The sequence below is a fragment of the Paenibacillus sp. N22P23 genome, from assembly GCF_059383735.1.
Genome location: NZ_JBXENT010000001.1, coordinates 507992 through 533294 on the forward strand (window position 1 = coordinate 507992; position 25303 = coordinate 533294).

General features: G+C 48.2%; 27 protein-coding genes. 25 read left to right on the forward strand and 2 right to left on the reverse strand.

Translation table 11 applies throughout. The features are described 5' to 3' along the window. Positions 1 to 51: 51 nt before the first annotated feature. The 13 genes from ylxM to AC506A_RS02605 all read left to right on the forward strand — a co-directional run bounded on the left by ylxM (position 52) and on the right by AC506A_RS02605 (position 9699). Positions 52 to 378, forward strand: coding sequence for a YlxM family DNA-binding protein (gene ylxM, locus AC506A_RS02545; RefSeq protein ID WP_494819244.1), 327 nt, complete (start codon positions 52 to 54; stop codon positions 376 to 378). A gap of 22 nt (positions 379 to 400) precedes the next feature. Then, positions 401 to 1774 (forward strand): signal recognition particle protein, encoded by a 1374-nt coding sequence (gene ffh, locus AC506A_RS02550; RefSeq protein WP_495459416.1) that lies wholly within the window; start codon positions 401 to 403, stop codon positions 1772 to 1774. A 38-nt stretch (positions 1775 to 1812) separates the two neighbouring features. Beyond that, positions 1813 to 2085: a 30S ribosomal protein S16 gene (gene rpsP / locus AC506A_RS02555; RefSeq protein WP_090976586.1), complete on the forward strand. Its 273-nt coding sequence runs from the start codon at positions 1813 to 1815 to the stop codon at positions 2083 to 2085. 26 nt (positions 2086 to 2111) lie between these two features. Further along, positions 2112 to 2342 (forward strand): KH domain-containing protein, encoded by a 231-nt coding sequence (locus AC506A_RS02560; RefSeq protein WP_091218819.1) that lies wholly within the window; start codon positions 2112 to 2114, stop codon positions 2340 to 2342. A gap of 85 nt (positions 2343 to 2427) precedes the next feature. After that, the gene (rimM, locus tag AC506A_RS02565; protein WP_495459417.1) at positions 2428 to 2943 is read left to right on the forward strand and encodes a ribosome maturation factor RimM; all 516 of its coding nucleotides are present in this window, start codon (positions 2428 to 2430) and stop codon (positions 2941 to 2943) included. Between the two features lie 4 nt (positions 2944 to 2947). Further along, positions 2948 to 3700 carry a tRNA (guanosine(37)-N1)-methyltransferase TrmD gene (gene trmD, locus AC506A_RS02570; protein ID WP_495459418.1) on the forward strand — a complete coding sequence of 251 codons (753 nt, stop codon included), beginning with the start codon at positions 2948 to 2950 and terminating at the stop codon, positions 3698 to 3700. A gap of 179 nt (positions 3701 to 3879) precedes the next feature. After that, entirely contained in the window at positions 3880 to 4221 is a 342-nt protein-coding gene (gene rplS, locus AC506A_RS02575; RefSeq protein WP_495459419.1) for a 50S ribosomal protein L19, read from the forward strand. Between the two features lie 105 nt (positions 4222 to 4326). Further along, positions 4327 to 5034: a signal peptidase I gene (gene lepB, locus AC506A_RS02580; RefSeq protein WP_495459420.1), complete on the forward strand. Its 708-nt coding sequence runs from the start codon at positions 4327 to 4329 to the stop codon at positions 5032 to 5034. 14 nt (positions 5035 to 5048) lie between these two features. Beyond that, positions 5049 to 5921: a ribosome biogenesis GTPase YlqF gene (gene ylqF / locus AC506A_RS02585; protein WP_495459421.1), complete on the forward strand. Its 873-nt coding sequence runs from the start codon at positions 5049 to 5051 to the stop codon at positions 5919 to 5921. 242 nt (positions 5922 to 6163) lie between these two features. Further along, the gene (gene rnhB / locus AC506A_RS02590) at positions 6164 to 6775 is read left to right on the forward strand and encodes a ribonuclease HII (protein ID WP_495459422.1); all 612 of its coding nucleotides are present in this window, start codon (positions 6164 to 6166) and stop codon (positions 6773 to 6775) included. A 286-nt stretch (positions 6776 to 7061) separates the two neighbouring features. Beyond that, complete coding sequence (locus AC506A_RS02595; protein ID WP_495459423.1) at positions 7062 to 8981, forward strand: TP0910 N-terminal domain-containing protein; 1920 nt, start codon at positions 7062 to 7064, stop codon at positions 8979 to 8981. Then, entirely contained in the window at positions 8978 to 9292 is a 315-nt protein-coding gene (locus AC506A_RS02600; RefSeq protein WP_495459424.1) for an EscU/YscU/HrcU family type III secretion system export apparatus switch protein, read from the forward strand. The genes AC506A_RS02595 and AC506A_RS02600 overlap by 4 nt, the downstream gene beginning before the upstream one ends. Beyond that, entirely contained in the window at positions 9289 to 9699 is a 411-nt protein-coding gene (locus tag AC506A_RS02605) for a YraN family protein (protein WP_495459425.1), read from the forward strand. Before AC506A_RS02600 ends, AC506A_RS02605 begins: the two co-directional genes overlap by 4 nt. A 66-nt stretch (positions 9700 to 9765) precedes the next feature. On the opposite strand, the gene AC506A_RS02610 is transcribed toward AC506A_RS02605, so the two are convergent. Both AC506A_RS02610 and AC506A_RS02615 read right to left on the reverse strand, forming a co-directional pair. Next, positions 9766 to 11322, reverse strand: a complete 1557-nt coding sequence (locus AC506A_RS02610) for a YifB family Mg chelatase-like AAA ATPase (protein WP_495459426.1) — start codon at positions 11320 to 11322, stop codon at positions 9766 to 9768. Between the two features lie 114 nt (positions 11323 to 11436). Continuing rightward, complete coding sequence (locus AC506A_RS02615) at positions 11437 to 11904, reverse strand: DinB family protein (protein ID WP_495459427.1); 468 nt, start codon at positions 11902 to 11904, stop codon at positions 11437 to 11439. 288 nt (positions 11905 to 12192) lie between these two features. On the opposite strand from AC506A_RS02615, the gene sucC reads away from it, so the two are divergent. The 12 genes from sucC (at position 12193) to fliF (ending at position 25288) form a co-directional block, all read left to right on the forward strand. Next, complete coding sequence (sucC, locus tag AC506A_RS02620) at positions 12193 to 13353, forward strand: ADP-forming succinate--CoA ligase subunit beta (RefSeq protein ID WP_495459428.1); 1161 nt, start codon at positions 12193 to 12195, stop codon at positions 13351 to 13353. 57 nt (positions 13354 to 13410) lie between these two features. Beyond that, positions 13411 to 14340: a succinate--CoA ligase subunit alpha gene (gene sucD, locus AC506A_RS02625; protein ID WP_495459429.1), complete on the forward strand. Its 930-nt coding sequence runs from the start codon at positions 13411 to 13413 to the stop codon at positions 14338 to 14340. A 177-nt stretch (positions 14341 to 14517) separates the two neighbouring features. After that, on the forward strand, positions 14518 to 15633 hold the full coding sequence (gene dprA, locus AC506A_RS02630; protein ID WP_495459430.1) for a DNA-processing protein DprA: 1116 nt from the start codon (positions 14518 to 14520) through the stop codon (positions 15631 to 15633). Positions 15634 to 15659: 26 nt separating this feature from the next. Beyond that, positions 15660 to 17762, forward strand: a complete 2103-nt coding sequence (gene topA, locus AC506A_RS02635; RefSeq protein WP_495459431.1) for a type I DNA topoisomerase — start codon at positions 15660 to 15662, stop codon at positions 17760 to 17762. Positions 17763 to 17784: 22 nt separating this feature from the next. After that, positions 17785 to 19149: an FADH(2)-oxidizing methylenetetrahydrofolate--tRNA-(uracil(54)-C(5))-methyltransferase TrmFO gene (gene trmFO / locus AC506A_RS02640; RefSeq protein ID WP_495459432.1), complete on the forward strand. Its 1365-nt coding sequence runs from the start codon at positions 17785 to 17787 to the stop codon at positions 19147 to 19149. 265 nt (positions 19150 to 19414) lie between these two features. Further along, positions 19415 to 19960, forward strand: coding sequence for an ATP-dependent protease subunit HslV (hslV, locus tag AC506A_RS02645; RefSeq protein ID WP_090976555.1), 546 nt, complete (start codon positions 19415 to 19417; stop codon positions 19958 to 19960). A gap of 40 nt (positions 19961 to 20000) precedes the next feature. Continuing rightward, entirely contained in the window at positions 20001 to 21407 is a 1407-nt protein-coding gene (gene hslU / locus AC506A_RS02650; protein WP_495459433.1) for an ATP-dependent protease ATPase subunit HslU, read from the forward strand. 33 nt (positions 21408 to 21440) lie between these two features. Beyond that, positions 21441 to 22211: a GTP-sensing pleiotropic transcriptional regulator CodY gene (gene codY / locus AC506A_RS02655; RefSeq protein ID WP_495459434.1), complete on the forward strand. Its 771-nt coding sequence runs from the start codon at positions 21441 to 21443 to the stop codon at positions 22209 to 22211. A 250-nt stretch (positions 22212 to 22461) separates the two neighbouring features. Beyond that, a complete protein-coding gene (flgB, locus tag AC506A_RS02660; RefSeq protein WP_495459435.1) occupies positions 22462 to 22872 on the forward strand; it encodes a flagellar basal body rod protein FlgB in 411 nt (136 codons plus the stop codon). A 2-nt stretch (positions 22873 to 22874) separates the two neighbouring features. Then, entirely contained in the window at positions 22875 to 23324 is a 450-nt protein-coding gene (gene flgC, locus AC506A_RS02665; protein WP_495459436.1) for a flagellar basal body rod protein FlgC, read from the forward strand. Positions 23325 to 23373: 49 nt separating this feature from the next. After that, positions 23374 to 23679 (forward strand): flagellar hook-basal body complex protein FliE, encoded by a 306-nt coding sequence (fliE, locus tag AC506A_RS02670; RefSeq protein ID WP_495460955.1) that lies wholly within the window; start codon positions 23374 to 23376, stop codon positions 23677 to 23679. A gap of 43 nt (positions 23680 to 23722) precedes the next feature. Next, positions 23723 to 25288 carry a flagellar basal-body MS-ring/collar protein FliF gene (gene fliF / locus AC506A_RS02675; RefSeq protein ID WP_495459437.1) on the forward strand — a complete coding sequence of 522 codons (1566 nt, stop codon included), beginning with the start codon at positions 23723 to 23725 and terminating at the stop codon, positions 25286 to 25288. Positions 25289 to 25303: the final 15 nt, after the last annotated feature.

Consider the following 25303-nt stretch of genomic DNA (forward strand, 5'->3'; position numbering starts at 1 on the left):
AAAACTCACTTACCTGAAACAGATGCCCTGGCGAAGACAAACCGAATTAATATGCTGTTTGACTTCTACGAGAAGCTGCTTACTGAGAAACAGCAGACCTTTCTGAAATATTATTTTCATGACGATTATTCACTTGGCGAAATTGCGGCTGAGTTCGATATTAGCAGGCAGGCCGTCTACGAGCATGTTAAACGTGCGGAGACTGTTCTGGAGAGTTACGAAGGCAAACTGCAATTGCTTGCCAAGCACGAGGCGGCAGCACGAATGCTTTCCCAGCTCGAAGAGCTTGTGGAGCAGGTTGTGACGCAGAAGGAATTAAGTATGGAGCTGCATAAGCTCACCCAGAGCTTTCGCGCTCATATACAAGGAGTTACATAGTAGCGACTAGGAGGTGACGATCATGGCATTTGAAGGGTTGTCCAGCAGGCTGCAGAATGTATTCGGCAAACTGCGCGGCAAAGGCAAAGTGTCTGAGGATGATGTTAACGAAGCGATGCGCGAAGTACGATTGGCGCTTCTAGAAGCCGACGTTAACTTCAAAGTCGTCAAGGATTTCATCGCAAAGGTGAAGGAACAGGCTGTCGGACTTGAAGTGATGAAGAGCTTCACGCCTGGCATGGTCGTCGTCGACATCGTAAATAAAGAGTTAACCGATCTTATGGGTGGTACGCAGTCGAAGCTCGCGAAGGCTAACAAGCCGCCAACAGTCATTCTAATGGCAGGTTTGCAGGGGGCTGGTAAGACAACATCCACTGCGAAGCTGGCGAAACTTCTACTCAAGGACAAGCATAAGCCGCTTATGATTGCAGGTGATATTTATCGCCCCGCTGCCATCAAGCAGCTGCAAGTATTAGGTGAACAAATAGGTGTTCCGGTCTTTACACTCGGAGATCAAACGTCGCCGGTTGAAATTGCCCGTGCAGGTTTGCAATTTGCCAAAGACAACGGTCATGATTATGTGATCGTGGATACTGCCGGTCGACTTCATATCGATGAGGCGTTGATGGGTGAGATTCGTCAAATCCATGAAGTTACAAAGCCGGATGAAGTACTGCTTGTCGTGGATGCGATGACAGGTCAAGAAGCGGTTAATGTAGCGCAAAGCTTCCACAGCCAGCTTGAACTGACAGGTGTCATTCTGACGAAGCTTGACGGAGATACGCGCGGCGGTGCCGCATTGTCCGTCAAAGCAGTAACAGGCTGCCCGATTAAGTTTGCGGCATCCGGTGAGAAGATTGAGCCGCTTGAGCCGTTCCATCCGGAACGTATGGCTTCACGTATTCTCGGAATGGGCGATATGCTGTCCCTGATCGAGAAAGCACATTCCACGATCGACGCTGAGAAAGCGGCTGAGATGGAACGCAAAATGCGTACAGCGGAGTTCACCTTTGAAGATTTCCTTGAGCAAATGGAACAGGTTCGCAAGCTTGGACCACTGGATCAATTGCTAGACATGATGCCTGGAATGGGCAAGATGAAGGATATGAAAAACCTCAAAGTGGATGAGAAGCAGATCGGACGTGTCGAAGCGATTGTGAAATCGATGACGAAGGCCGAGAAGCAGAAGCCGGAAATTCTCAATCACAGCAGACGTAAACGGATTGCAACAGGCAGCGGAACTTCGATTGCAGAAGTAAACCGACTCATCAAGCAGTTCGACGATATGAAGAAGATGATGAAGCAGTTCTCGTCGATGATGGGTCCTAAAGGACCTAAAGGCGGAATGAAGGGTCTTAAAGGGATGCTTCCTAAAGGAATGAAATTCCCGTTCTAATATAGGGCTGAGAAATTTTTTGAAGGAGGTGAATTATCATGGCAGTACGTATTCGTTTGAAACGTATCGGTGCGCACAAAGCGCCTTTCTACCGTGTGGTTGTATCGGACTCCCGTTCCCCACGTGACGGTCGCTTCATTGAAGAAATTGGCACTTATAACCCGGTTGCACAACCGGCACAAGTGAACATTGATGAAGAGAAAGCTCTTAAATGGCTTCAAGACGGAGCACAAGCTTCTGACACAGTTCGCAACTTGCTTTCCAAAGCAGGCGTAATGACTAAGCTTCATGAGCTGAAGCTTCAAAAATAACTACTCGATGCGGGGGGCCTATTGTGATGAAAGATTTGATTCTTGTCATAGCGAAGGCTTTAGTGGATTACCCGGAGGACGTACGTGTCGACGTGAAAGAAGACGATCGCGGCACCGTCTATCTGTTATCCGTGAATCCTGACGATGTTGGGAAAGTCATTGGTAAACAAGGACGGATTGCTAAAGCGCTACGGACGGTTGTCACATCGGCAGCCGTCAAAACGCAAAAGCGTGTCATGGTCGATATTATTTCGTAGCGATCGTACATCGAAGCAGGGTTAGGATACGAAGGTATCCTAGCCCTTTTTCGATGGTGAATTACGAAAAAGATAGGAGAACACAATGGATCAATGGCTATCGGTAGGTAAACTTGTGAATACACATGGTATTCGCGGCGAAGTAAAAGTGGTTTCGCAAACTGATTTTCCGGAGGAGCGCTTTGCTCCGCGTAAAATTCTTACACTCATAAACCCAGAGACCAAGCAGCAGCTTGAGCTTGAAGTACTGTCAGCAAAATTGCACAAAAATATGTACATCGTAAAGTTCCGCGGCTTCGAGGATATTAATGAGGTCGAGAAGTACAAGGGCTGGGAGCTTAAAGTGTCGAAGGATGATCTTGTTGAGCTCGAAGACGGCGAGTATTATCAGCATCAAATTATCGGCTGCACGGTAGTTACGGACGAAGGCGCCATACTTGGTGTCATTACCGAAATCCTTGTTCCAGGTGCAAACGATGTTTGGGTCATTCAACCGCCAAAAGGCAAACAAATATTGATTCCAGTCATTGATGAAGTCGTGCTTGATGTCAATGTGAAAGACAAAGTCGTTAAGGTTCACCTGATGGAAGGGCTGATTTAACGATATGCGCATTGACGTATTGACGCTATTTCCGGAAATGTTCCATGGTGTTTTCGGAGCAAGCATTCTTGGAAAAGCGAAGGATAAAGGAATTGTCAGCCTGAACGCGGTTAACTTTCGTGATTATGCAAATAATAAGCATAATACGGTTGATGACTATCCTTATGGCGGTGGCGGCGGTATGGTCCTTAAGCCGGAGCCGCTGTTCGCCGCAGTAGAGGACTTGATGCCGGAAGGCGCTGAGCGTCCTCGTGTCATTCTGCTTTGCCCGCAAGGGGAGCCTTATACGCAGAAGAAAGCTGAAGAGCTATCTGCTCACAAGCATCTTGTGTTTGTATGTGGTCATTATGAGGGATATGATGAGCGAATTCGTCAGCACTTGGTGACAGATGAAATCTCCTTAGGAGATTACGTGCTGACCGGCGGCGAACTGCCCGCAATGGTGATGATCGATAGCATCGTTCGGCTTCTGCCCGGCGTTCTGGGTAATGAGAACTCCGCTGTGACGGATTCATTCAGCACAGGGTTGCTAGAGCATCCGCATTATACACGTCCAGCTGTATTCCGTGATTGGGAAGTGCCGGAGGTACTGATGTCCGGTCATCATGCGAATGTGGAAGTGTGGCGTCGCCAGCAGTCTATTTTACGGACATTGGAACGTCGTCCGGAGCTGCTTGAGACCGCTGAGCTTACGAAGAAAGAACGTCAATGGCTGAATGAACAGATCCGTTCCCGTGAACAAAGCAGCAAGAACTAACTTTGAAGCACTAGTTCAAAAAGTTTATGATAAGTTATTGTATGCTAGGCTTGGATGTGTTATAATTTCAGATGTTGCTTTTGCAAAGTCGGACGGTCCGCTATGTAGCCATGATCCGGTTTTCTTATGATTCCGGTTAGCTTATAAGAACGTCTATGGTGGAAGGAGTTGAAACTACAATGAATCTTTTACAAATCATTGCTCAAGAAAATCTTCGTACAGACCTTCCTAACTTTCGTCCAGGCGATACGTTAAAGGTGCATGTAAAGGTTATCGAGGGAACTCGTGAGCGTGTACAGTTGTTCGAAGGCGTTGTTATTAAACGTCGCGGCGGCGGTATCAGTGCTACTTTTACAGTACGTAAAATCTCGTACGGTGTTGGTGTGGAAAGAACTTTCCCACTAAACTCGCCGAAGATTGAGAAGATTGAAGTTGCTCGTCGTGGTAAAGTTCGCCGCGCGAAACTGTACTATCTTCGCGAACTTCGCGGTAAAGCTGCGAGAATCAAAGAAATTCGTTAATTATCGACAAGAGAGGGGACTTGCGCAAACAAGTCCCTTTTCGTTTTTTTAAAATACTAGATTACTTACATAACTATACTCCCAGCATAGAAGAGGGTGGAATTTGTGGATCAACAGAACCGCACAGAAGAGAATGGACAAGAGTCGAGCGAATTGAATCAACGTGATCATGTGCATGCTGCAGCAGACGGTGTTGATCCTTCAATCAACAAGTCCAGATCTAATCGATCGAACGGCAGCCGCGCGCAGAAAGAAGTGTTCGAGTGGGTTAAAGCACTCGCAATCGCAGCATTGCTTGTGCTTGTGATCCGTTATTTCCTGTTTGCGCCGTTCATCGTAGATGGCCCGTCGATGGAGCCAACCTTCTATACAGGGGAACGACTCATCGTAAACAAAGTGCTTTATGATATTCGTGAGCCGCATCATGGCGAAGTAGTCGTTTTTCATGTCCCGGAAGAGGGCAGAGATTTTATTAAACGGGTTATTGGTGTGCCTGGCGATAAAGTCAAATATGAAGGCGATAATTTGTACATCAATGGCAAACAGGTCGACGAGCCGTATTTAAAGGAATCGATCGAGAATGCTAAAGCTAACGGAGAAATCTTCAACAATCAAGGGACAGACCGTAATTTCCCGAATGCTAATTTTACAACCGATGTTGTTCCTGAAGGGATGATTCTTGCGTTTGGCGATAACCGCCGCAACAGTAAGGACAGCCGGATGATCGGTTATGTATCGATGAAGGAGATCGTTGGCCGTGCGGATATCATTTTCTGGCCGATGGACAAAATTTCTTTCGTGAAACACAAATGAGGTGAAGTAGTAACATGACGATTCAATGGTTTCCCGGTCATATGACGAGAGCAAGAAGGGAAATTCAAGAGAAGCTCAAACTGATTGATATTGCGATTGAGCTGCTGGATGCCCGTGTGCCGCTTTCGAGCCGGAACCCGATGATTGATGATATTTTATTGAATAAGCCCAGATTGATTTTGCTGAACAAATCGGATTTAGCGGATGCGCGTACGACTGAGAAATGGATGGCTTATTTTGCGGACCTTGGTTATACAAGCTTGGCTATCGACTCATCGACAGGTACACGTGTCAATGAAATTCCGGTCAAGGTAAGGCAGTTGCTCCATGACAAAATCGAACGTCAAATTTCCAAAGGAATAACACCGAGGGCTGTTCGCGGGCTGATCGTGGGCATTCCGAATGTTGGGAAATCAACACTCATTAACCGTCTGGCTGGTCGAAGTATTGCGGCTACCGGTGATCGTCCCGGTGTTACGAAAGGCCAACAATGGATTAAAGTCGGCACGGAAATGGAGCTGCTCGATACGCCGGGTATTCTATGGCCGAAGTTCGAGGACCAGCTTGTTGGTCAACGACTTGCCATGACTGGCGCGATTCGTGAGCAGGTGCTGAACATCGAAGATGTAGCTTTCTTCACCGTGAAAGAACTTGCGAAGCGATACTGGCCGATGCTGTCGGAACGTTTCGGGTTGAAGGACCCTCCGAAGGATTACGATGACAACGACGAAATTGTTCGTTTGATGGAGGATATCGGTCGTAAACGTGGCTGCTTAATAAGTGGAGGCCGCGTTGATCTAGAGAAAACGTCCGGCATTATTTTACGCGAGATGCGGGCAGGTAATTTGGGACGGCTTTCGCTTGAATCTCCGGAAGATTTTATGTAAAGGGCAGATTGGTTTGCGGTTGAAGCCGAGGCTTCAAATGCAGCATTCTGCTATTGGGAACGGCTGCCTTGATCGTGAGGGAGCCGTTTGTTTTGTATATGGGGAAAAATTGCAGTGGACGGATAGGCTGCAAAGCTGGGATAGTAGAATGAGCTGTAAGAGCAGGAGAGTAGAGGGACTGACGAGCTTGAATGCTGATGTTGAAGCGGTTTGGGATTTAGTGGTGGAGAGCGGGGATCGATATGTTGGAGTTTGAGAAGCCGTTATGGGAGCAAGGGTTCCGGAATATTGCCGGCATAGATGAGGTTGGTCGCGGCTGTTTGTTTGGGGATGTAGTGGCGGCGGCAGTTATTTTGCCAGAGGGATTGATTCTTGATGGTGTTGACGATTCCAAGAAGCTGACGGAGAAGAGACGCGAGGAACTATATGAACTCATAGTCGATCAGGCAGAAGCTTGGGCCGTATCTTGTGTGAATGCTGCAATAGTTGATTCCATTAATATCAAGCAAGCTGCGCGACTTGCTATGAAGCAAGCAGTGGAGCTGCTTTCCGTTCCGGCGGAATATTTGCTCGTGGATGCGGAGAAGGTGGATATCGATCTCCCGCAAGAGTCCATCATTAAAGGGGATGCGAGAAGCCAGTCTATCGCAGCAGCCTCGATTATAGCGAAAGTAACGCGAGATCGGCTGTGTAAAGGGGAATGGGATCAACTGTATCCCGATTACGGAATAGCGATACATAAAGGTTATGCGACGAAGCTGCATCGTGAGAAACTACTTGAGCTTGGAGCAAGCCCTATGCACCGCCAGAGCTTCCTGGGGAAGCTGTTTATGGAGCAGCAGGTGCTGTTTTAGGTGATGATGGAGCAGGCGTGGAATTGTGATAGGATAATGTGAGTGATGTTATGAAGTACGAAGAAGTGCGAAGATGTGTGATGAAGTGCAATGAATAGCGATGAAGTGCAATGAATAACGATAAAGATCAAATATGAACCGCTCGTTCCTCTATCATTGGGATGGTCGGTTTTTTATTTGGAATCATTAATCTGCGACTCTGAAGAGCCGATAATAACGATATAGGGTAACTCAAGATACGAACGGAACGTTATCGGAAGCTTGATAGGAAGGAAGCGGTCGCGTTATGACATTATCGATCGGGCAATTGATGAAGGGGCTGCTTGGCGATGTTCAAGCTGGCGATAGTAAGGCGTTAGAGCTTAAGGTTGGCCAAATTGTGCGTGGCGTTCTGGTTAAGATGTTAAGTGATCAAGAAGCGATCATACAAATAAATGGAACACAGGTGCAGGCTAAATTGGAGACGCCGCTGCAGCCGGGACAATCGACGTTGCTTCAAGTGCAGCCGCAGTCAGTCGATGGAACGCTTGTATTGAAACTGGTCGATCAGCAATCGGCAACTTTGAATGATGGGAGCTTGAAAGACTGGCTCAAGGCGGCAGGTTTACCCGAACAGAAATGGACGCAGGAGCTTGTGCGGGATTTGCGTCGTGAAGGCGGTACTCTGACTCGCGAAACAGCGAGTCAATTTAAGCAGGCGCTAACTGCTATGCCGCAAGGCAGTGACGCGCAGGTTTGGGCTAAGGCTGCCGCGCTCGCGAATAAGCGCGGCTTGCCGATGACAAGCGCAACGATCGGAGCGCTTGCACAGACGCTCTCCGGCACTCCAGCACATGCGCTGCTGGAGTCGCTGGAGCAGGGGCTTGCCGCTTGGCGCGGCGAATCCGCCGCCGGTGATGCGGCGGGCGAGACCGCGCAGCCGCAGACGGCGGCGCAAGCGGCTGCAGCGAAGCTGCAAACGCTGCTGCGCGAAGGCGCAGCGTTCATGCGCGCAGCGCCGGGCGGGGCCGAGGCGCAGCCGGCTTCCAGCGCCGAAGGCGCACCTGGCGCCGGGGCGCAGCCGGCGCCAGTGTCCGCGGGAGCAGCGGGTTCCGCTGCTGCTCCCGCGGCCGCTGCGCGCAGCGCAGCGGGCGAAGGCGCGGCGGCTGGCACAGCCGCGCCGAGCTCCGGAGGCGCAGCCGCGGCAGGCGCGCAGCCCGCGGCACCGCCGACAACAGCCCCGCCAATCACTACTGGCGGCGGGGCTGCAAAGCCGGCTTCGCCGGAAGCGACAACGCAGAAGCATGCCGCAGACGATGGCACTCCAACCCCATCGCCGCAGCCGGCCGGATCGTCATCGAACTGGGTAGGCCAGATGATGAAATGGCTGGGCGTCGATCATGAACGTCTGCTTGCAGCTGCAGTTACAGAAGATCAGCAGCAAGCATCGAAGCAGCAGGAGCTGCAGAAAGTACCAAGTGACCCTGAGGTTCAGAATGGTCAACCTAACAACTCCTCGTCGATGACTCAATCTCCGAAGGAAAGCATAAATCGGAATGTCGAGGGCCAGATGAATGATCGAGCTCAGCTCCAGCCGGGGAACATTCAGCTTCCGAACGTTTTGCCTTCTTCGGAGAATGCGCTTGGTACTGTTAAGAATCCTGCCGATGATTCGCTCAAGAGTGCATTAATGACGCTTGCTTCCTCGGACGACGTACCGCCGGCGCTTCGGGAAACGGCACAGCAGCTCGTTTCACATATTACGGGGCAGCAATTGCTGTTATCCCCGGAGAAAACAAACTCGTTGTTTTCCCATGTGACAATGTTTATTCCCATGCATAGTCAAGATGGGGGACAAACGGCGTCGGTACATATTCAAACAAGGCGAGGTCGCAAAGGTGAGCTCGATGCGGATAATTGCAGGCTTTTGTTTGATCTGCGCATGAAGTCGTTAGGCGATACTGTCGTAGATGTGCAGATAGTCGACAAGATTGTCAGTCTTAATTTGTGGAATGACCATCCGATGGCCGGTTCACTCATAGAGACGTCCCGTGCTGAGTTGTCGGAGGCGCTGCAGCGTGCTGGATATCAGCTGCTTACACTGAAAGCGACTCCGATGCCGGAAAGAATGGCTGAGCGTATGAACGCTTCTGATGCAGCGGCAGTAGGACCGGGTGCGACCGAGTGGTCGACGAAGCCTTACAAGGGAGTAGACTATCGCGTATGAACGAGAAAGAAAAGAAGGAACAGTCCCAAGACGGAATGCTGCAGAATAAGAAAGCAGTTGCGCTCAAATATGAGCCTGGTGAGCGAAACGCACCGGTCGTTGTAGCAAAAGGTCGCGGTAAGATGGCAGAAGCTATACTCGATAAAGCTGCTGAAAGCGGAGTTCCTATCCAACAAGATTCTTCACTCGTTGAAGTACTATCGAAGCTCGACTTGGATCAGGAAGTGCCGCCGGAGCTGTATACACTGGTTGCAGAGATATTGTCGTTCGTTTATCGGTCGGATCGTAAGGCGGGGGGAAGCAAAGAGTGAAGCCGGATAACCACACTGCTAGAACCGACACGAGACAGGCCATAGGCAAGTTCGGTGAAGAAGAAGCTGTTCGCTATTTGAAAGAACAGGGTTATACGATCCTTCATCGGAACTGGCGATGTCGTACGGGAGAACTGGATATTGTCGCGAAATCGGATTCCGTCATCATTATTGTCGAGGTTCGGACGCGCAGAGCAGGCGGTCGGTTCGGCACAGCTGCGGAATCGGTCGATATCCGTAAACAACTGCAGGTCAGATCCACAACAGAAGTTTATCTGACAATGAATAAACTGCTTCATCAGCTTGGGATACGTTTTGATGTTATTGCAATAACCGCAACGGTTCAGGTAGGAACGCTTGATCCGTATCATGTCGCCGAACTCAAACATATTGAATCCGCGTTCTAAATCAAAATTGTTAAATAAAGCACAGAAGAGATGGTCGCGGCCATCTCTTCTTTTTGTTGTAGACTACTACAAGGCATGAAGTTTTCGATCCAGACTACGATAGCCGATCGCCTCGGCGACATGTTGACTGTCAACAAGGTCGCTTGATTCTAAATCAGCGATCGTACGAGAGAGCTTTAATATTCGATCATGAGCACGTAAGCTGACGCCAAGTGTATCGAACGCAACACGCACCAATTGTTCGGCTTCTCGTGTTAAATGAACGACCTTGCGAAGTGACGCACCAGCGAGTTCAGTTATCGAACGGCCGGATAGGCTAGCTGTTCGAGCCTGCTGGCGCTCCGTTGCTTCAAGTACAATTTCTCTCATTTGAGCAGATGTCATACCGGATGTCAGACCTTCGGTCGTCGGCGGTCTGGGTACTTCAATGTGCATGTCAATGCGGTCCAGAAGCGGTCCGGAAATCTTCGCTCGGTAGCGTGCGAGTAATAAGTCACTGCACACACAGCGATGCTCGTCAGTGTCATGTCCATAGTAGCCGCACGGGCATGGATTCATGGAAGCGGCAAGTAGAAACGAAGCTGGAAAACGGAATACGGCACGTGATCTGGCTATCGTTACTTCCCGATCTTCCAGTGGCTGCCTAAGCACCTCAAGTGATGCGCGAGAAAATTCAGGCAGTTCGTCGAGAAACAGTAAGCCTCGGTGAGCAAGCGTAACTTCACCGGGTCTCGGTATAGACCCGCCTCCAATCAACCCAGCGGATGAGATTGTATGATGCGGACTGCGAAAGGGGCGCTCTCTCATTAATGATGGAATGCCGCCTGGAAGCTTGCCGGCAGCACTATAAATCTTCGTAACCTGAAGTGCTTCTTCTTCGCCTAACGGAGGCATAATGCCTGGAAGCCTTCTTGCGAGCATGGTCTTACCTGTTCCAGGAGGTCCCGAGAGAAGAACATTGTGTTTGCCAATCGCCGAAATAAGCAAAGCGCGCTTTGCATGATGCTGTCCCAGCACATCCCCATAGTCACCGTAAGAAGCCCCGTAATCTCTGGAAACAGGGGCGGAGTTCAGATCCGTATAAACATCATATCGAAGCTGCTCCCATGTACGTTCATCAGCATTCGCTTCGACCAGCTCATGCAAGTGAGAAATGGCAAACAACTGCATACCATCAATACATGCAGCTTCAGCGGCATTGGCCTTCGGCAGCAGCACTTGGGTAATGCCGCTCAATCGTGCCTGCTCAACCATCGCAAGTACGCCGGGAATTGCCCGGAGCTCACCATTTAGTGCCAGTTCCCCTAACACTAAAACATCCTGAAACAATTTGCTCTTCAACTGTCCGCTTGAGGTTAGAATGCCTGCAGCAATTGCTAGATCAAAGGCAGTGCCTTCTTTGCGAAGGTCTGCCGGTGCAAGATTTACGGTTATCCGTTCCATTGGAAAGGTGAATCCGCAGTTTTTGACAGCTGCTCGGACACGTTCAATCGATTCTCTTACTGCCGGATCAGGAAGTCCGACCACATTGACTTGGGGAAGACCATTTGAAATATCGACTTCAACGGCAATCGATTTGCCTTCCACGCCATAAACGCTGCCGCTGCAAATCTGAGTATACATAACAAAAAACACCTCCATCGTTATCGGATGAAGGTGCTTCCTCACAGGTCCGTATGTACTATTGCTCTAATTGAATCATAGCTCAGCTGCAAAACAGCTGTCAACGAGTTCGATTTAACCTGCGATAAACCGATCGATTTCATCTAAATGCTGCCGATCATGAGAGACAAAGTCCTCTAAATAATGATGTATCGTAAAAGGGTTCCCGTCGCCATCGATATAGCTCATTTCTCTCCGCTCTTCAGAGAGGGCAGTCAGAAGCTGCCATAGTGCTTCTCTGACGGACATACATTCATCAAGCAGTTGCTCTTTGCTGATCGATTCCGCATAGGCGGCGGCACGGCGATTGAAGGTATCAAAATCCGAATGTCTCAGTGTCAACGGTCTGCCTTCGACGATAGGTTGAATCGCTTCTTGCAGAAAATGTCGATCCCACAGCATAATATGTCCGATTACGGAGCGGGTGGACCATTTGTCAGGACTAAGCGGAGCGCCCCACACCTCTTCCGATAATGAACGAAGGGAGTTGGCGAAAGGGATCAGGGATTGGAATGTTGATAGTAGAGCGGAATAGGTGTTCATCCAGCGACCTCCTAAATAAATGCATATTCACAGGATACAAGAACATATGTTTGGTGTCAATAATTAGTTAAACTTAGGTAATACTAGTCAAGTAATCCTTATTTTAGCCCATACATCTCTAAGATGCGTGCATTTCATCTATTCCATATCGATATGAGATGAAACTAATATCAAAAAAGATGGCATTTCAGGCTAAAAAAATAGGAAACACATGACGAAACGTGTTACAATACTTATGGTTTTGTGTACATACGTAGGATTTGACTGCGGATAGGAGGATTTTCGTCAATGAATATCCATGAGTATCAGGGTAAACAACTGCTTAAGCAGTATGGGGTTGCCGTACCGGAAGGTAAAGTGGCGTTCTCTGTCGATGAAGCGGTGGCAGCAGCAGAAGCGCTGGGCACACCGATTGTCGTTGTAAAAGCGCAAATTCATGCAGGCGGCCGCGGTAAAGCGGGCGGCGTTAAAGTTGCCAAAAATTTGGATGAGGTTCGCACTTATGCAAGCCAAATTCTGGGCAAAGTTCTCGTAACCCACCAAACGGGTCCAGAAGGTAAAGAAGTAAAGCGCCTGCTTATCGAGCAAGGCTGCGACATCAAGAAAGAGTACTACATTGGTCTTGTTGTTGACCGCGTAACTGGACGGATCGTCATGATGGCTTCCGAAGAGGGCGGCACGGAGATCGAAGAGGTTGCTGAGCACTCGCCGGAGAAGATTTTCAAAGAAGTTATCGACCCAGCGGTCGGTCTTCAAGTATTCCAAGCGCGTAAGCTGGCATACTCCATCAACATTCCTAACGAGTTGGTCGGCAAAGCGGCTAAATTCATGCTTTCTCTGTATGCGGCATTTGTAGAGAAAGACTGCTCGATTGCAGAAATCAATCCGCTCGTCGTAACTGGCGACGGCAATGTTATGGCGCTTGACGCCAAGTTGAACTTCGATTCCAATGCTTTGTACCGTCATAAAGACATCCTGGAGCTTCGCGATTTGGATGAAGAGGATGAGAAGGAAATTCAAGCGTCCAAGTTTGATCTGAGCTACATCGCACTCGATGGCAACATCGGCTGTATGGTTAACGGCGCAGGTCTTGCAATGGCGACAATGGATATCATCAAGTACTACGGCGGCGACCCTGCCAACTTCCTAGACGTAGGGGGCGGTGCGACCAAAGAGAAAGTTACGGAAGCGTTCAAAATCATCCTCTCCGATGAGAAGGTGAAAGGCATTTTCGTTAACATTTTCGGCGGTATCATGAAATGCGATATTATCGCAGACGGTGTTATTTCAGCGGCTAAAGAGCTCGGTCTTGACCGTCCTCTTGTTGTTCGTTTGGAAGGCACTAACGTTGAACTAGGCAAGAAAATGTTGAACGAATCCGGACTAAACATCGTGGCTGCAGACTCCATGGCCGACGGTGCACAAAAAATCGTCGCGCTTGTAAAGTAAGACTTAATTGTCGCACTTTACGCGGCATACGAATTCATTTAGGGGATGTGAGTTTCGATGAGCATTTTGGTAGGCAAAAACACAAAAGTCATTACCCAGGGTATTACTGGTGCCACAGGGTTGTTTCATGCGAAGGGCGCCCTGGAATACGGTACCCAAATGGTTGGCGGAGTTACGCCGGGCAAAGGCGGAAGCAATGTTGACATTACACTAGATAACGGAACGGTAATTTCGCTTCCTGTATTCAATACAGTTGCAGATGCGGTTGCCAAAACAGGCGCTACAGCATCCGTTATTTATGTTCCGCCTGCATTCGCAGCAGACTCCATCTTGGAAGCTGTAGATGCTGAGCTAGACCTGGTTATCTGTATTACAGAAGGTATTCCGGTTATCGACATGATTAAAGTAACACGGTACATGGAAGGCCGCAAAACGCGCCTGATCGGACCGAACTGCCCTGGCGTTATTACACCGGGCGAATGTAAGATCGGCATCATGCCGGGCTACATTCATACAAAAGGCCATGTAGGCGTCGTTTCCCGCAGTGGAACGCTCACTTACGAGGCTGTACACCAGCTGACTACTCGCGGAATCGGTCAATCCTCCGCAGTTGGTATCGGCGGCGACCCTGTTAAAGGTTCTGAATTCATTGATATCCTGAACATGTTCAATGAAGATCCGGATACTTACGCTGTCATCATGATTGGTGAAATCGGCGGCTCTGCTGAAGAAGAAGCAGCGGAGTGGGTTAAAGCGAACATGAAGAAACCTGTTGTTGGCTTCATCGGCGGCGCAACTGCACCTCCGGGCAAACGGATGGGACATGCAGGGGCGATTATTTCCGGCGGTAAAGGAACAGCAGCTGAGAAAATCGCAACACTTGAGAAATGCGGCATTCGCGTAGCACCAACGCCTTCCGAAATGGGTTCTACCCTTGTCAGTGTTCTGGAAGAGCGCGGCATGCTAGACAAGTGCAAAACGCACTAACAGCTTAAGATTACTATAGCTTTAACTAAAGGTAAGCAACCTTTCGATTTGCCCTATATGGGCATTCGGAGGGTTGCTTTTTTTCATTATTCAGAATACTTGGCTTGCATTCTCCTTGCTGCGCGGTCACAATAAGATAGAATGCGAGCCGTCACTTGAAGGGACGGTGCATTATTAATGAAGGAATACATTAAAGAGCGAGAACTGCTGCTTACTTTGCATGAGACACCGGGGGTAGGCTGGCAATCGGTACGCAAGGCTGTGGCGTATGGTGAGTGGCGATTGTATGAACGGTTTTCGCCCGAAGCATGGGTTTCATCAGTCGGATTAAAGCCGGATCAGGCAAAAGCGATTTCGAATGCGTTTTCAACAGTTAAGGTGGAGGAACGTCAGGAACGAATGTCTAAGCTCGGCATTCAAGTGATTACGTGGTTCGATGAAAGCTATCCAAAGTTGTTGCGTGAAACACCGCAGCCGCCATGGGTACTTTACGCAATGGGTCGAGTTGAACTATTGAACCGGCATGCAATTGCCCTTGTAGGAACGAGAGGACCGACTGCTTATGGCCGTAAAACAGCTTTTGACCTGTCTAGAAAGCTCTCAGAGCGAGGATTGACCGTCGTTAGCGGAATGGCGAGGGGAATTGATGCTTTAGCCCACGAAGGCGCGCTGGAGGCTTTTGGAAGCACTATCGCTGTGCTGGGTACTCCTGTAGATATAATCTACCCCTCAGAGAACCGTGGACTCTACCAACATATTGTGGGCAGAGGCTTAGTGATTTCGGAGGTTTCACCTGGCACACCGTTTCATCCGGGATTGTTTCCGCTTCGGAACCGGATCATTGCAGGACTATCTCTGGGTACCGTTGTCGTAGAAGCGGCAAAGCGGAGCGGGTCATTGATCACTGCCGACCAAGCGCTTGATATGTCGCGGGATGTATTCGCCGTTCCGGGTCCGATCTCTTCACCGAAGAGTGCAGGGACAAACGGGCTGATACGTCAAGGGGCTAAACTTATCACATCTGTCCAAGATATCTTGGAGGACTATGAGGGACTGCTCTTGCAACCGGAAATAACAAAGGCGCAAGAAGGTTTAAAGTCTGAATTGCAGGTCGTGGATTTGGATGGAAATGAAGCTGTTTTACTTCATTTATTACAGGATGGTCCTCTATCAATTGACCGTCTTCATGAGCTATCATCCTTTCCTTTTGGACTTTTGCATTCAGTTCTGATAAATTTATCTATAAAACGGAAGATTGAACAGCATCCAGGTTCCATATATAGTGTAATGTAGCATGCATTGGAGAGGAGGGCGCATCAATGGCAGATTCACTTGTCATCGTCGAGTCACCGGCAAAGGCGAAAACAATCGGTAAATATCTAGGAAGCAAATTCATCGTTAAAGCATCGATGGGTCATATCCGAGATTTGCCCAAGAGCCAGATCGGTGTAGAGGTCGAAAATGATTTTAACCCCAAATATATAACGATTCGTGGAAAAGGGAGCATCCTGAAAGAATTAAAAGACGCCTCCAAAAAAGTGAAAAAAGTCTATCTAGCGGCTGACCCGGATCGCGAGGGTGAAGCGATTGCGTGGCATTTGGCGCACTATTTGGAAATTGACGAAGGCGACTCTTGCCGCGTTGTATTTAATGAGATTACGAAACAGGCCGTGAAAGACGCCTTCAAAACACCAAGACCAATTAATATGGATTTGGTAAACGCCCAGCAGGCGCGCCGGATACTGGATCGTTTGGTTGGGTATAAGATCAGCCCGCTGCTGTGGAAGAAAGTTAAGAAGGGGCTGTCTGCGGGACGGGTACAATCCGTTGCCGTGAAGCTGATCATCGATCGGGAGAACGAAATAGATGCATTTGTTCCCGAGGAATATTGGTCGATTACAGCTCAATTGAAACAAGGATCTGCAACCTTCGAAGCAAAGTATCACTCTCTCAATGGCGGCAAGCGTGAGCTAGGCAACGAAGCGGATGTTCAAGAGGTTCTGCAAGCAATGGGCACTTCCGCATTCACTGTCAATGAAGTGAAGGAAAAGGAGCGCCTGCGCAATCCTGCAGCTCCGTTTATTACAAGCTCGCTTCAACAGGAAGCAGCACGTAAGCTTGGTTTCCGCGCTTCCAAAACGATGTCAGTCGCCCAACAGCTTTATGAAGGGGTTGACCTCGGCAAGGAAGGGACTGTCGGTCTCATTACTTATATGAGAACGGACTCTACCCGTATTTCGACGATCGCACAAGAGGAAGCCAAAGCTTATATTGAAGAGAAATACGGTGCTGCTTTTGCGCCTGAACAACCTCGTGTGTATGTAAAGAAGAACAGCAACGCACAGGATGCGCACGAAGCGGTTCGTCCAACATCCGTATTGCGTGACCCTGATACCATGAAAGAATACTTGAGTCGTGATCAATTCAGGCTGTATAAGCTTGTTTGGGAGCGGTTTGTAGCCAGTCAGATGTCTTCTGCCGTGCTGGATACGATGACAGTTGATTTTAATGTCGGCAATGGCGCAGTGTTCCGTGCAGTAGGCTCGAAAGTGAAATTCCATGGTTTTATGAAAATCTATGTCGAGGGCAACGATGATGGTACGACGGACGAAGAGAAGTTTCTTCCGCCTCTGGCTGCAGGGAATGTCGTCGGAACGGAATCGGTAGAACAGAAGCAGCATTTCACTCAGCCGCCGCCGAGATATTCAGAAGCACGTCTTGTACGGATGATGGAGGAAGTGGGCATTGGACGTCCGAGTACGTATGCTCCAACGCTTGAAACGATCCAGAAGCGCGGATATGTTGCCATCGAAGAGAAGAAATTCATTCCGACGGAGCTGGGCGAGCTAGTCATTCAAATGATGGAAGAGTTCTTCCCTGAAATTCTCGATGCAGAGTTTACTGCGCACATGGAGGATGACCTTGACCATGTGGAAGACGGGAAAGAAGATTGGGTGAAAGTACTGGCTAATTTCTACTCCTCATTCGAGAAGCGACTTGAGGTTGCTGAGGACGAGATGAAGGAAGTGGAGCTGCAGGATGAAATATCCGATGAGCTCTGCGAGAAATGCGGCCGTCATTTGGTTTATAAAATGGGCCGATTCGGCAAGTTCCTAGCTTGCTCCGGATTCCCGGATTGCCGCAATACGAAGCCGATCGTCAAGGATATCGGCGTTCCATGTCCGAAATGTGCGGAAGGGAAAATTATTGAGCGCCGCAGTAAGAAGGGACGTTACTTCTACGGCTGCGATCAGTATCCTGGTTGTGACTACGTATCTTGGGATAAACCGACTACTAAGCCATGTCCGCAATGCAACAGCTTAATGGTAGAGAAGCGGAATCGCAGCGGCGCGAAGCTTGCCTGCACGCAGTGTGAATATAATGAAGAAGTACCTGATGAGCAAGAACCGGCTGAGGGTTAAGATTGAAAGGATGGTAAGTTCATTGTCAGAATTACAACGTGTGACAGTCATCGGCGCAGGGCTGGCAGGCAGCGAGGCTGCTTGGCAAATCGCTTCGCAAGGAGTGCCTGTTACGCTTTACGAGATGAGACCGGCGACGAAAACGCCGGCTCACCATACGAATAACTTTGCCGAACTGGTATGCAGCAATAGCTTACGTGCTAATGGGCTGGCAAATGCAGTCGGTGTACTTAAAGAAGAGATGCGCAGAATGAACTCCCTGATCCTTGATTGCGCGGATCGTAATGCGGTCCCTGCAGGCGGAGCGCTTGCCGTTGATCGTGACGGATTCTCCGGCGATGTGACGAGAATTTTGAAAGAGCATCCTCTTATTGATGTGCGAACAGAGGAAATGACGGAAATCCCGACTGAAGGTATTGTCTTAATAGCGACAGGACCTCTGACGGCGCCGCGCTTATCGGCCCAAATTCAAGAGCTGTTAGGTCAAGAATATTTCTATTTCTATGACGCGGCTGCTCCAATCGTGGAGAAAGATTCCATCGATATGTCGAAGGTCTATCTTGCTTCACGATATGATAAAGGTGAGGCTGCTTATCTCAACTGTCCAATGACGGAAGAAGAGTTTGAGCGTTTCCACGAAGCTCTTACAACGGCTGAGACAGCCGAAGTGAAGGAATTTGAGAAAGAGCAATATTTCGAAGGCTGTATGCCGATTGAGGTTATGGCTAGCCGTGGCAAACAAACGGTGCTCTTCGGTCCAATGAAGCCTGTTGGTCTGATGAACCCGCACACTGGCAAGCTGCCTCACGCAGTTGTTCAGCTTCGTCAAGATAATGCTGCAGGCACTCTGTACAACTTGGTTGGATTCCAGACTCATCTCAAATGGGGTGAGCAGAAGCGGGTACTATCCCTTATTCCGGGTCTGGAAAATGCGGAGTTTGTACGTTTCGGCGTCATGCATCGCAATACGTTCATCAATTCACCGAAACTGCTTCGTTCGACCTATCAAGCGATCAGTCGCGACAATTTGTTCTTTGCCGGACAAATGACCGGTGTTGAAGGGTATGTTGAATCCGCTGCTTCAGGTCTGATTGCGGGGTTGAATGCAGGTAGATTGGCTCGCGGCTTAGAACCGCTAGTCTTCCCAGCAGATACTACGCTTGGCAGTATGGCGCAGTACATTACTACGGCTGACTTCAAGCATTTCCAGCCGATGAATGCGAATTTTGGTTTATTCCCGCCGCTTGAGCAGCGTATGCGCAGCAAGAAGGATAAGAACGATGCGATTGCTAATCGCGCGTTAGACCAGCTTGCTCGCTTTAAAGAAGAACAGCTGGGCTATCCGGCAGAGCCAGCGCCCGTTGTGGCAGAACCGGTCACGGAGTAACGATACAACCAGAACAGGCAAAAGAGCAGCGGCTTCGAATGATTCCTCGGCCGCTGCTTCCTTTTTTGCATGAATATGTTTTCCAATTTGTTTTACCGTCGTTGGCGGAAACAGCTAACTTACCTTGGAAGTTTTTGCAAAACTCAAGCTATTCGAACGAAGTAGTTTAATTATCGTTATCTGAAAGAATATTTTCTTCGCGAAACTTATGCCTATCCTTACGAAGCAGTTTCGCGTATGCGAGACTTTTAGGAGGTTATTGATAATGGAAATGCAATTTCATGCGACAACGATCTGTGCGGTTCGGCATAATGGGAAAGGTGCAATTGCAGGCGACGGACAAGTTACCTTTGGCAATAGTATGGTCATGAAGCACCATGCGAAGAAAGTTCGTCGCTTGTATCGTGGGCAAGTAATTGCTGGATTTGCCGGTTCGGTAGCCGACGCGATTGCGCTCTTCGAGAAGTTTGAAGGTAAATTAGAGGAACATCACGGCAATTTACAGCGTGCTGCTGTTGAACTTGCGAAAGACTGGCGCTCTGATCGCGTGCTTCGTAAACTGGAAGCCATGATGATCGTTATGGATGCGACCGGTTTACTGCTCATTTCCGGTGGCGGGGAGATTATTGAGCCGGATGATGGCATTTTGGCGATTGGCTCAGGCGGCAGCTTTGCGCTTGCAGCAGCACGAGCTCTCTATCAGCATGCACCTCAGCTTGAGGCAAAGGATATGGTTAAATCAGCACTTGAGATCGCTGCTGATATTTGTGTATTCACGAACCGGAATATTATCGTGGAAGAAATAGGTTAATATAAGCTTTCAAAAACGGACTCATTTGGAGGGATCGGAAATGTCAAATGAAGCTATGACACCGAAGCAAATTGTGACGGAGCTTGATAAATATATTGTTGGTCAGAAGCCGGCCAAGCGTTCAGTAGCAGTAGCTCTTCGCAACCGTTACCGGAGAAGTCGTCTTGATGAAGCTATTAGGGACGAAATTGTACCGAAGAACATTCTAATGATAGGTCCTACAGGTGTTGGTAAAACGGAAATTGCAAGACGCTTAGCGAAACTTGTAAATGCACCTTTCGTTAAAGTGGAAGCGACGAAATTTACAGAGGTCGGCTATGTGGGCCGTGATGTAGAATCCATGGTACGCGACCTCGTAGAAACATCGATTCGGATGGTTAAGCAAGAAAGAACCGAGAAGGTTAAAGATAAAGCGGAGAAGCAGGCGAACGAGCGTATTGTCACGTTGCTGGTGCCGTCCGCCGCTAAACCCAAAAGCCAAAAGAATCCGCTGGAAATGCTCTTTGGCAGCACACAAGGTACGAAAGAGCCCGATGTCGAGCCTGAAGAGTCGGCATCGGTTATCGAGCGACGCAAGCAAGTAAAGGAACAACTCGCTGCCGGTAAGCTTGAGAATGAAATGATTGAAATAGAAGTAGAGGATAACTCACCGAACATGCTGGATATGCTTGCCGGGCAAGGCAATGAAGGTATGGGAATGGGTGCCAACATGCAAGAACTGTTCGGGCAGTTGATGCCGAAGAAATCGAAGAAACGGAAACTGCCTGTTAAGGAAGCTCGGAAGGCACTTATGCAGGAAGAAGCCAACAAGCTAATCGATATGGATGATGTTATAACCGAATCGGTCAGCAGGGCCGAGCAGTCCGGCATTATTTTCATAGACGAAATTGACAAAATTGCAAGCTCCTCGCGAGGCTCAGGTCCTGATGTTTCCCGGGAAGGCGTGCAGCGTGATATATTGCCAATCGTTGAAGGCTCTACTGTGATGACAAAGTATGGTCCAGTGAAGACAGACTATGTGCTGTTTATTGCTGCCGGTGCTTTTCACATGGCCAAACCATCCGATTTGATTCCGGAGCTTCAGGGTCGCTTCCCGATTCGGGTGGAATTGACGAACTTGACCTTGGAAGATTTTGTTAAGATTTTAACCGAGCCCAAAAATGCACTGACTAAACAATATACCGCACTCTTGGAAACGGAAGGCATCACGATTACTTTCTCTGAGGAAGCGATCCGCGAGCTTGCAAACATTGCGGCTGAAGTAAATCAAAACACAGAAAATATTGGCGCGCGCCGACTCCATACGATCTTGGAGAAGCTGCTTGAAGATTTATCCTTTGAAGCGCCTGAGCTCTCTCTCGAGGAACTGGTTATTACACCGGAGTATGTCCGTGAGAAATTAGGCAGCATTGCGAAAAATCGCGATTTAAGTCAATATATACTGTAAAGGACCGGTAAGGAAAGTAGGGGGCATAAGTTAATGATTTTATTAGCAAAAACAAGAACGCTTAACCGTCTGCTGCAGCGCGCGGCAGGCGGAGCGCTCAATTTCCGTGAAATGGCAGAGGTGCTCTGCACAACGATTCAATCCGACGTGTTCGTCGTAAGCCGCAAAGGTAAAGTACTGGGCTGCGCGGCAGTGGGACCATTCCAACATGAACAGCTGCGTGCACTACCAGTCGCAGATTTGCGATTTTCAATTGAAAGCAATGAACGATTCATGAATATGCAAGAAACTGTCAATAATGTCGTTCCGGATGAAGGGATTAGTGAGTCGTTCCCAATGATGGCGGGTCAGCGTAAGATGACGGTGGTTCCGATTGTCGGCGGCCGCGAACGTATCGGAACGCTGATTTTGCTGCGTAATGCGGAGCCTTTCGGTGATGATGAGTTAATTTTGGCAGAGTATGGAAGTACAATTGTGGGCATGGAGATTTTGCGTGAACGCGCAGAAGAGATTGAACACGAAGCTAGAAGCCGCACAGTTGTGGCAGTGGCTGTTGGTTCTCTCTCGTTCAGTGAACTTGAGGCCGTTGAGCATATTTTCGAAGAGTTGGATGGAAAAGAAGGGCTTCTTGTTGCATCCAAAATAGCAGATCGGGTTGGAATCACAAGGTCCGTTATCGTCAACGCACTACGGAAATTAGAGAGTGCCGGAGTGATTGAAACTCGCTCGCTGGGAATGAAAGGTACTTACATTCGAATACTAAATACCCAGCTGCTCCAAGAGCTAAAAAAGAACAAAAATTAAAATATTAGACAATTACATTACAAATTCATTCGCAAACCAGTACAATAATCCCAATTTGAGGTCCTATCTTCGACAAAGATAGGGCTTTTTTCTTATTGTAATAAATTAGGAAAGTGAGGAAGATTAACTTGACGGAAAACTTCGACACAACTCTCTCATATTTTTAATAATTCTTTGTCGAAAGAAGGAGGAATGAGAGAGAATCTGTTGAATTAAATATATTACACAAGATGGAAAGTGGGGTTTTTCAGTGAACCTGTTGAATGGCCCGGAATTCAGTCGATTACAGGGTGCTATGAATGCTGCAGAAATGCGCCAACGCATCATCTCCAACAATATAGCGAATGTAGATACGCCGAAATTCAAGCGCTCCGAGGTTGTTTTCGAACAATTGCTGGAGCAAAGCATGGGCGGTAATAACATCCAGATTTCTGGTAAAAGAACGAATGCTCGTCACATTGCTATTGGTGCTTCATCATCTGTTCCAGGAGCACGAGTGATTACGGACGAAACAAGCGTGATGAACAACGACATAAACAATGTCGACATTGATCGAGAAATGTCGCTTCTTGCTAAAAATCAATTGAACTACAATTATTACGTTCAACAGATCAATCACGAAGTGAAGATGATGCGATTAGGCATTGAAGGGAGAGTTTGAGTATGAGGTTAACTAACGGATTTGATGCCAGTGCATCAGCATTAACTGCTCAGCGGCTCCGGATGGACGTCATTTCCTCGAATATTGCGAACGCAGAAACGACGAGAGCGAATTTTGTGAATGGCCGTTACGAACCTTACAAACGCAAACTGGTCGTGCTGGAACCGACTTCTAAATCGTTCGCGGATGTGCTAAACGGACAGCTGAACGGTAAGGATTCTTCTCCTGGCGTTAAGGCATCACGTATTATAGAAGATCAGACGCCATCGAAGCTGGTATATAACCCAAGCCATCCTGATGCAGACGAGAATGGGTATGTAAAAATGCCGAACGTCGACGTACTGAAAGAGATGGTCGATATGATCTCTGCTTCTAGGTCATACGAAGCCAACGTAACCGCATTGAATGCAACAAAAGGTATGTTTATCAAAGCGCTTGAAATCGGTAAATAGACAGAGATAAAGCGGAGGGATTCCATTGATTAACCCATTGTCATTGAATATGCTTCAATCGCAAAATGTTAAACTTTTTGATTCCGGTATAGAGAAGAATGCTGCTGCTCCGGCTTCAGCTTCGGCTTCGGACATGACGAAATCGTTTAGCGATTTCCTGAAGAACGCACTGGATGGTGTCGGTGCGCAAGAAAAGAACGTACATACTATGTCTGATCAATACTTACTAGGCAATGTGGATATATCGCAAGTTATGGTCGCTTCGCAGCAGGCAGAACTTGGCTTGCAGCTCACCTCACAAGTCCGCAACAAAGTGATAGAAGCATACCAAGAGATCATGCGGATGCAAATCTAATAGCAGCACAACTGGCATTAGAGCATAACAGTGAGGTGAAATCGTGAACGAGAAATTTGCCCAGTATCGAGCTAAGGTTGCTCAATATTGGAACGCAATGGAGAAGAGACAGAAGATTTGGCTGGGAGCCTCGGTCGGCATACTTATTCTAACAATCGTATTACTAACCATGATTTTTTCAAGAGTGAGTTATGAGGTTGCGTTTCGCGATTTGGATAGTACGGACGCCGCGGCAGTCATGGAATACTTGGATACGAACACAATTCCTTACAAGCTTGAAAACGGCGGGCAAAGCATACTGGTTCCGACGGCGGATGCCGCGAAGGTTAAAATCGAAGCGGGGTCGCAGGGGATTGTTCGTAACGGTTCAATCGGACTCGACATTTTCAATGATACGAATTCCATGTTCGGTTCAACGGATCGTGAATTCGATGTGAAATTAAGAAACGCTTTGAATGGAGAAATTCAGCAGTTGCTTAACGGTATGCAAGGCGTTCAGAAGTCGAATGTTCTCGTTACGATACCGAATGAATCTCCCTTCATGACGGACGAAGAAAAGGAACAGTCTTCTGCTGCGATTACAATGGCTTTCCGTCCGGGCTATCGCCCGAGTCAGAAAGAAGTCGACGGCTACTATAACTTAGTGAAAAGCTCTATACCTAATATCAAGCTTGAGAACATTACGATCTCAAGTCCCGAAGGTGAGCTTCTTGCATCAGATGAGATCGGCGGCGCAGCTTCAGGCGGAGATTTAATTGAGACGCATTACCAGCTGCAACGCAAATTTGAGAATGATCTAAAGCGAGAGATCCAAACGTTCCTAGCACCGATGGTTGGCATGGAAGATCTGGTTGTTAATGTTTCCAGCTCACTCAATTTTGAGAAGAAGGTTTCAGATCAGAATCTCGTGAGACCATTGGAAAACAATAATGGCAACGGGATTATTGTAAGTGAATCTCAGAGTAACAAAACCGCTACAGGAGCTGGCGGGGCAGGCGGAGTAGCCGGAACCGGCGAAACAGATGTTCCTGGATATACAGCAGATCAAGGCGCTGGCGGCACTTCTGAAGAGAATAGTCGTACAACGAACTATGAATTTGATAAGATTCATAATCAAATCGAATCAGGACCATATGCCATTAAGGACTTATCTATTAGTATCGGCGTAGAGAAGAGCAAACTTAATGACGAATCGAAAAATGATATTAATAATTTCTTAATATCTCTTATTCGTTCACAACTAGTAGAATCAGGTCAAGATGTTAATGATGACGCGTTAATGGCCAAAAAGGTTTCAATCATGGCGCAAACTTTTGTCGACAATGGCAGTGCTTCTACTTCCGCTATCTTATCGACAGGTTGGTTAACCGCTATTGGACTAGCTGCTCTTGCTATAATTGGCGGACTTGGTTATGTCGTCGTAAGACGTCGCAAGCAAGCGGCTCAAGCAGAAGAACTTGCAGCAAATCAGGCGAAAGTCGAATATCCTACAATCGATTTGGAAACCGTCCAAAACGAAAGTCAAGTACGCAAGCAGCTTGAAACACTTGCCAAGCGCAAGCCAGAGGAATTTGTTAATTTGCTCCGGACTTGGCTTGTTGATGAATAGAGGTGGCCAGGGTGG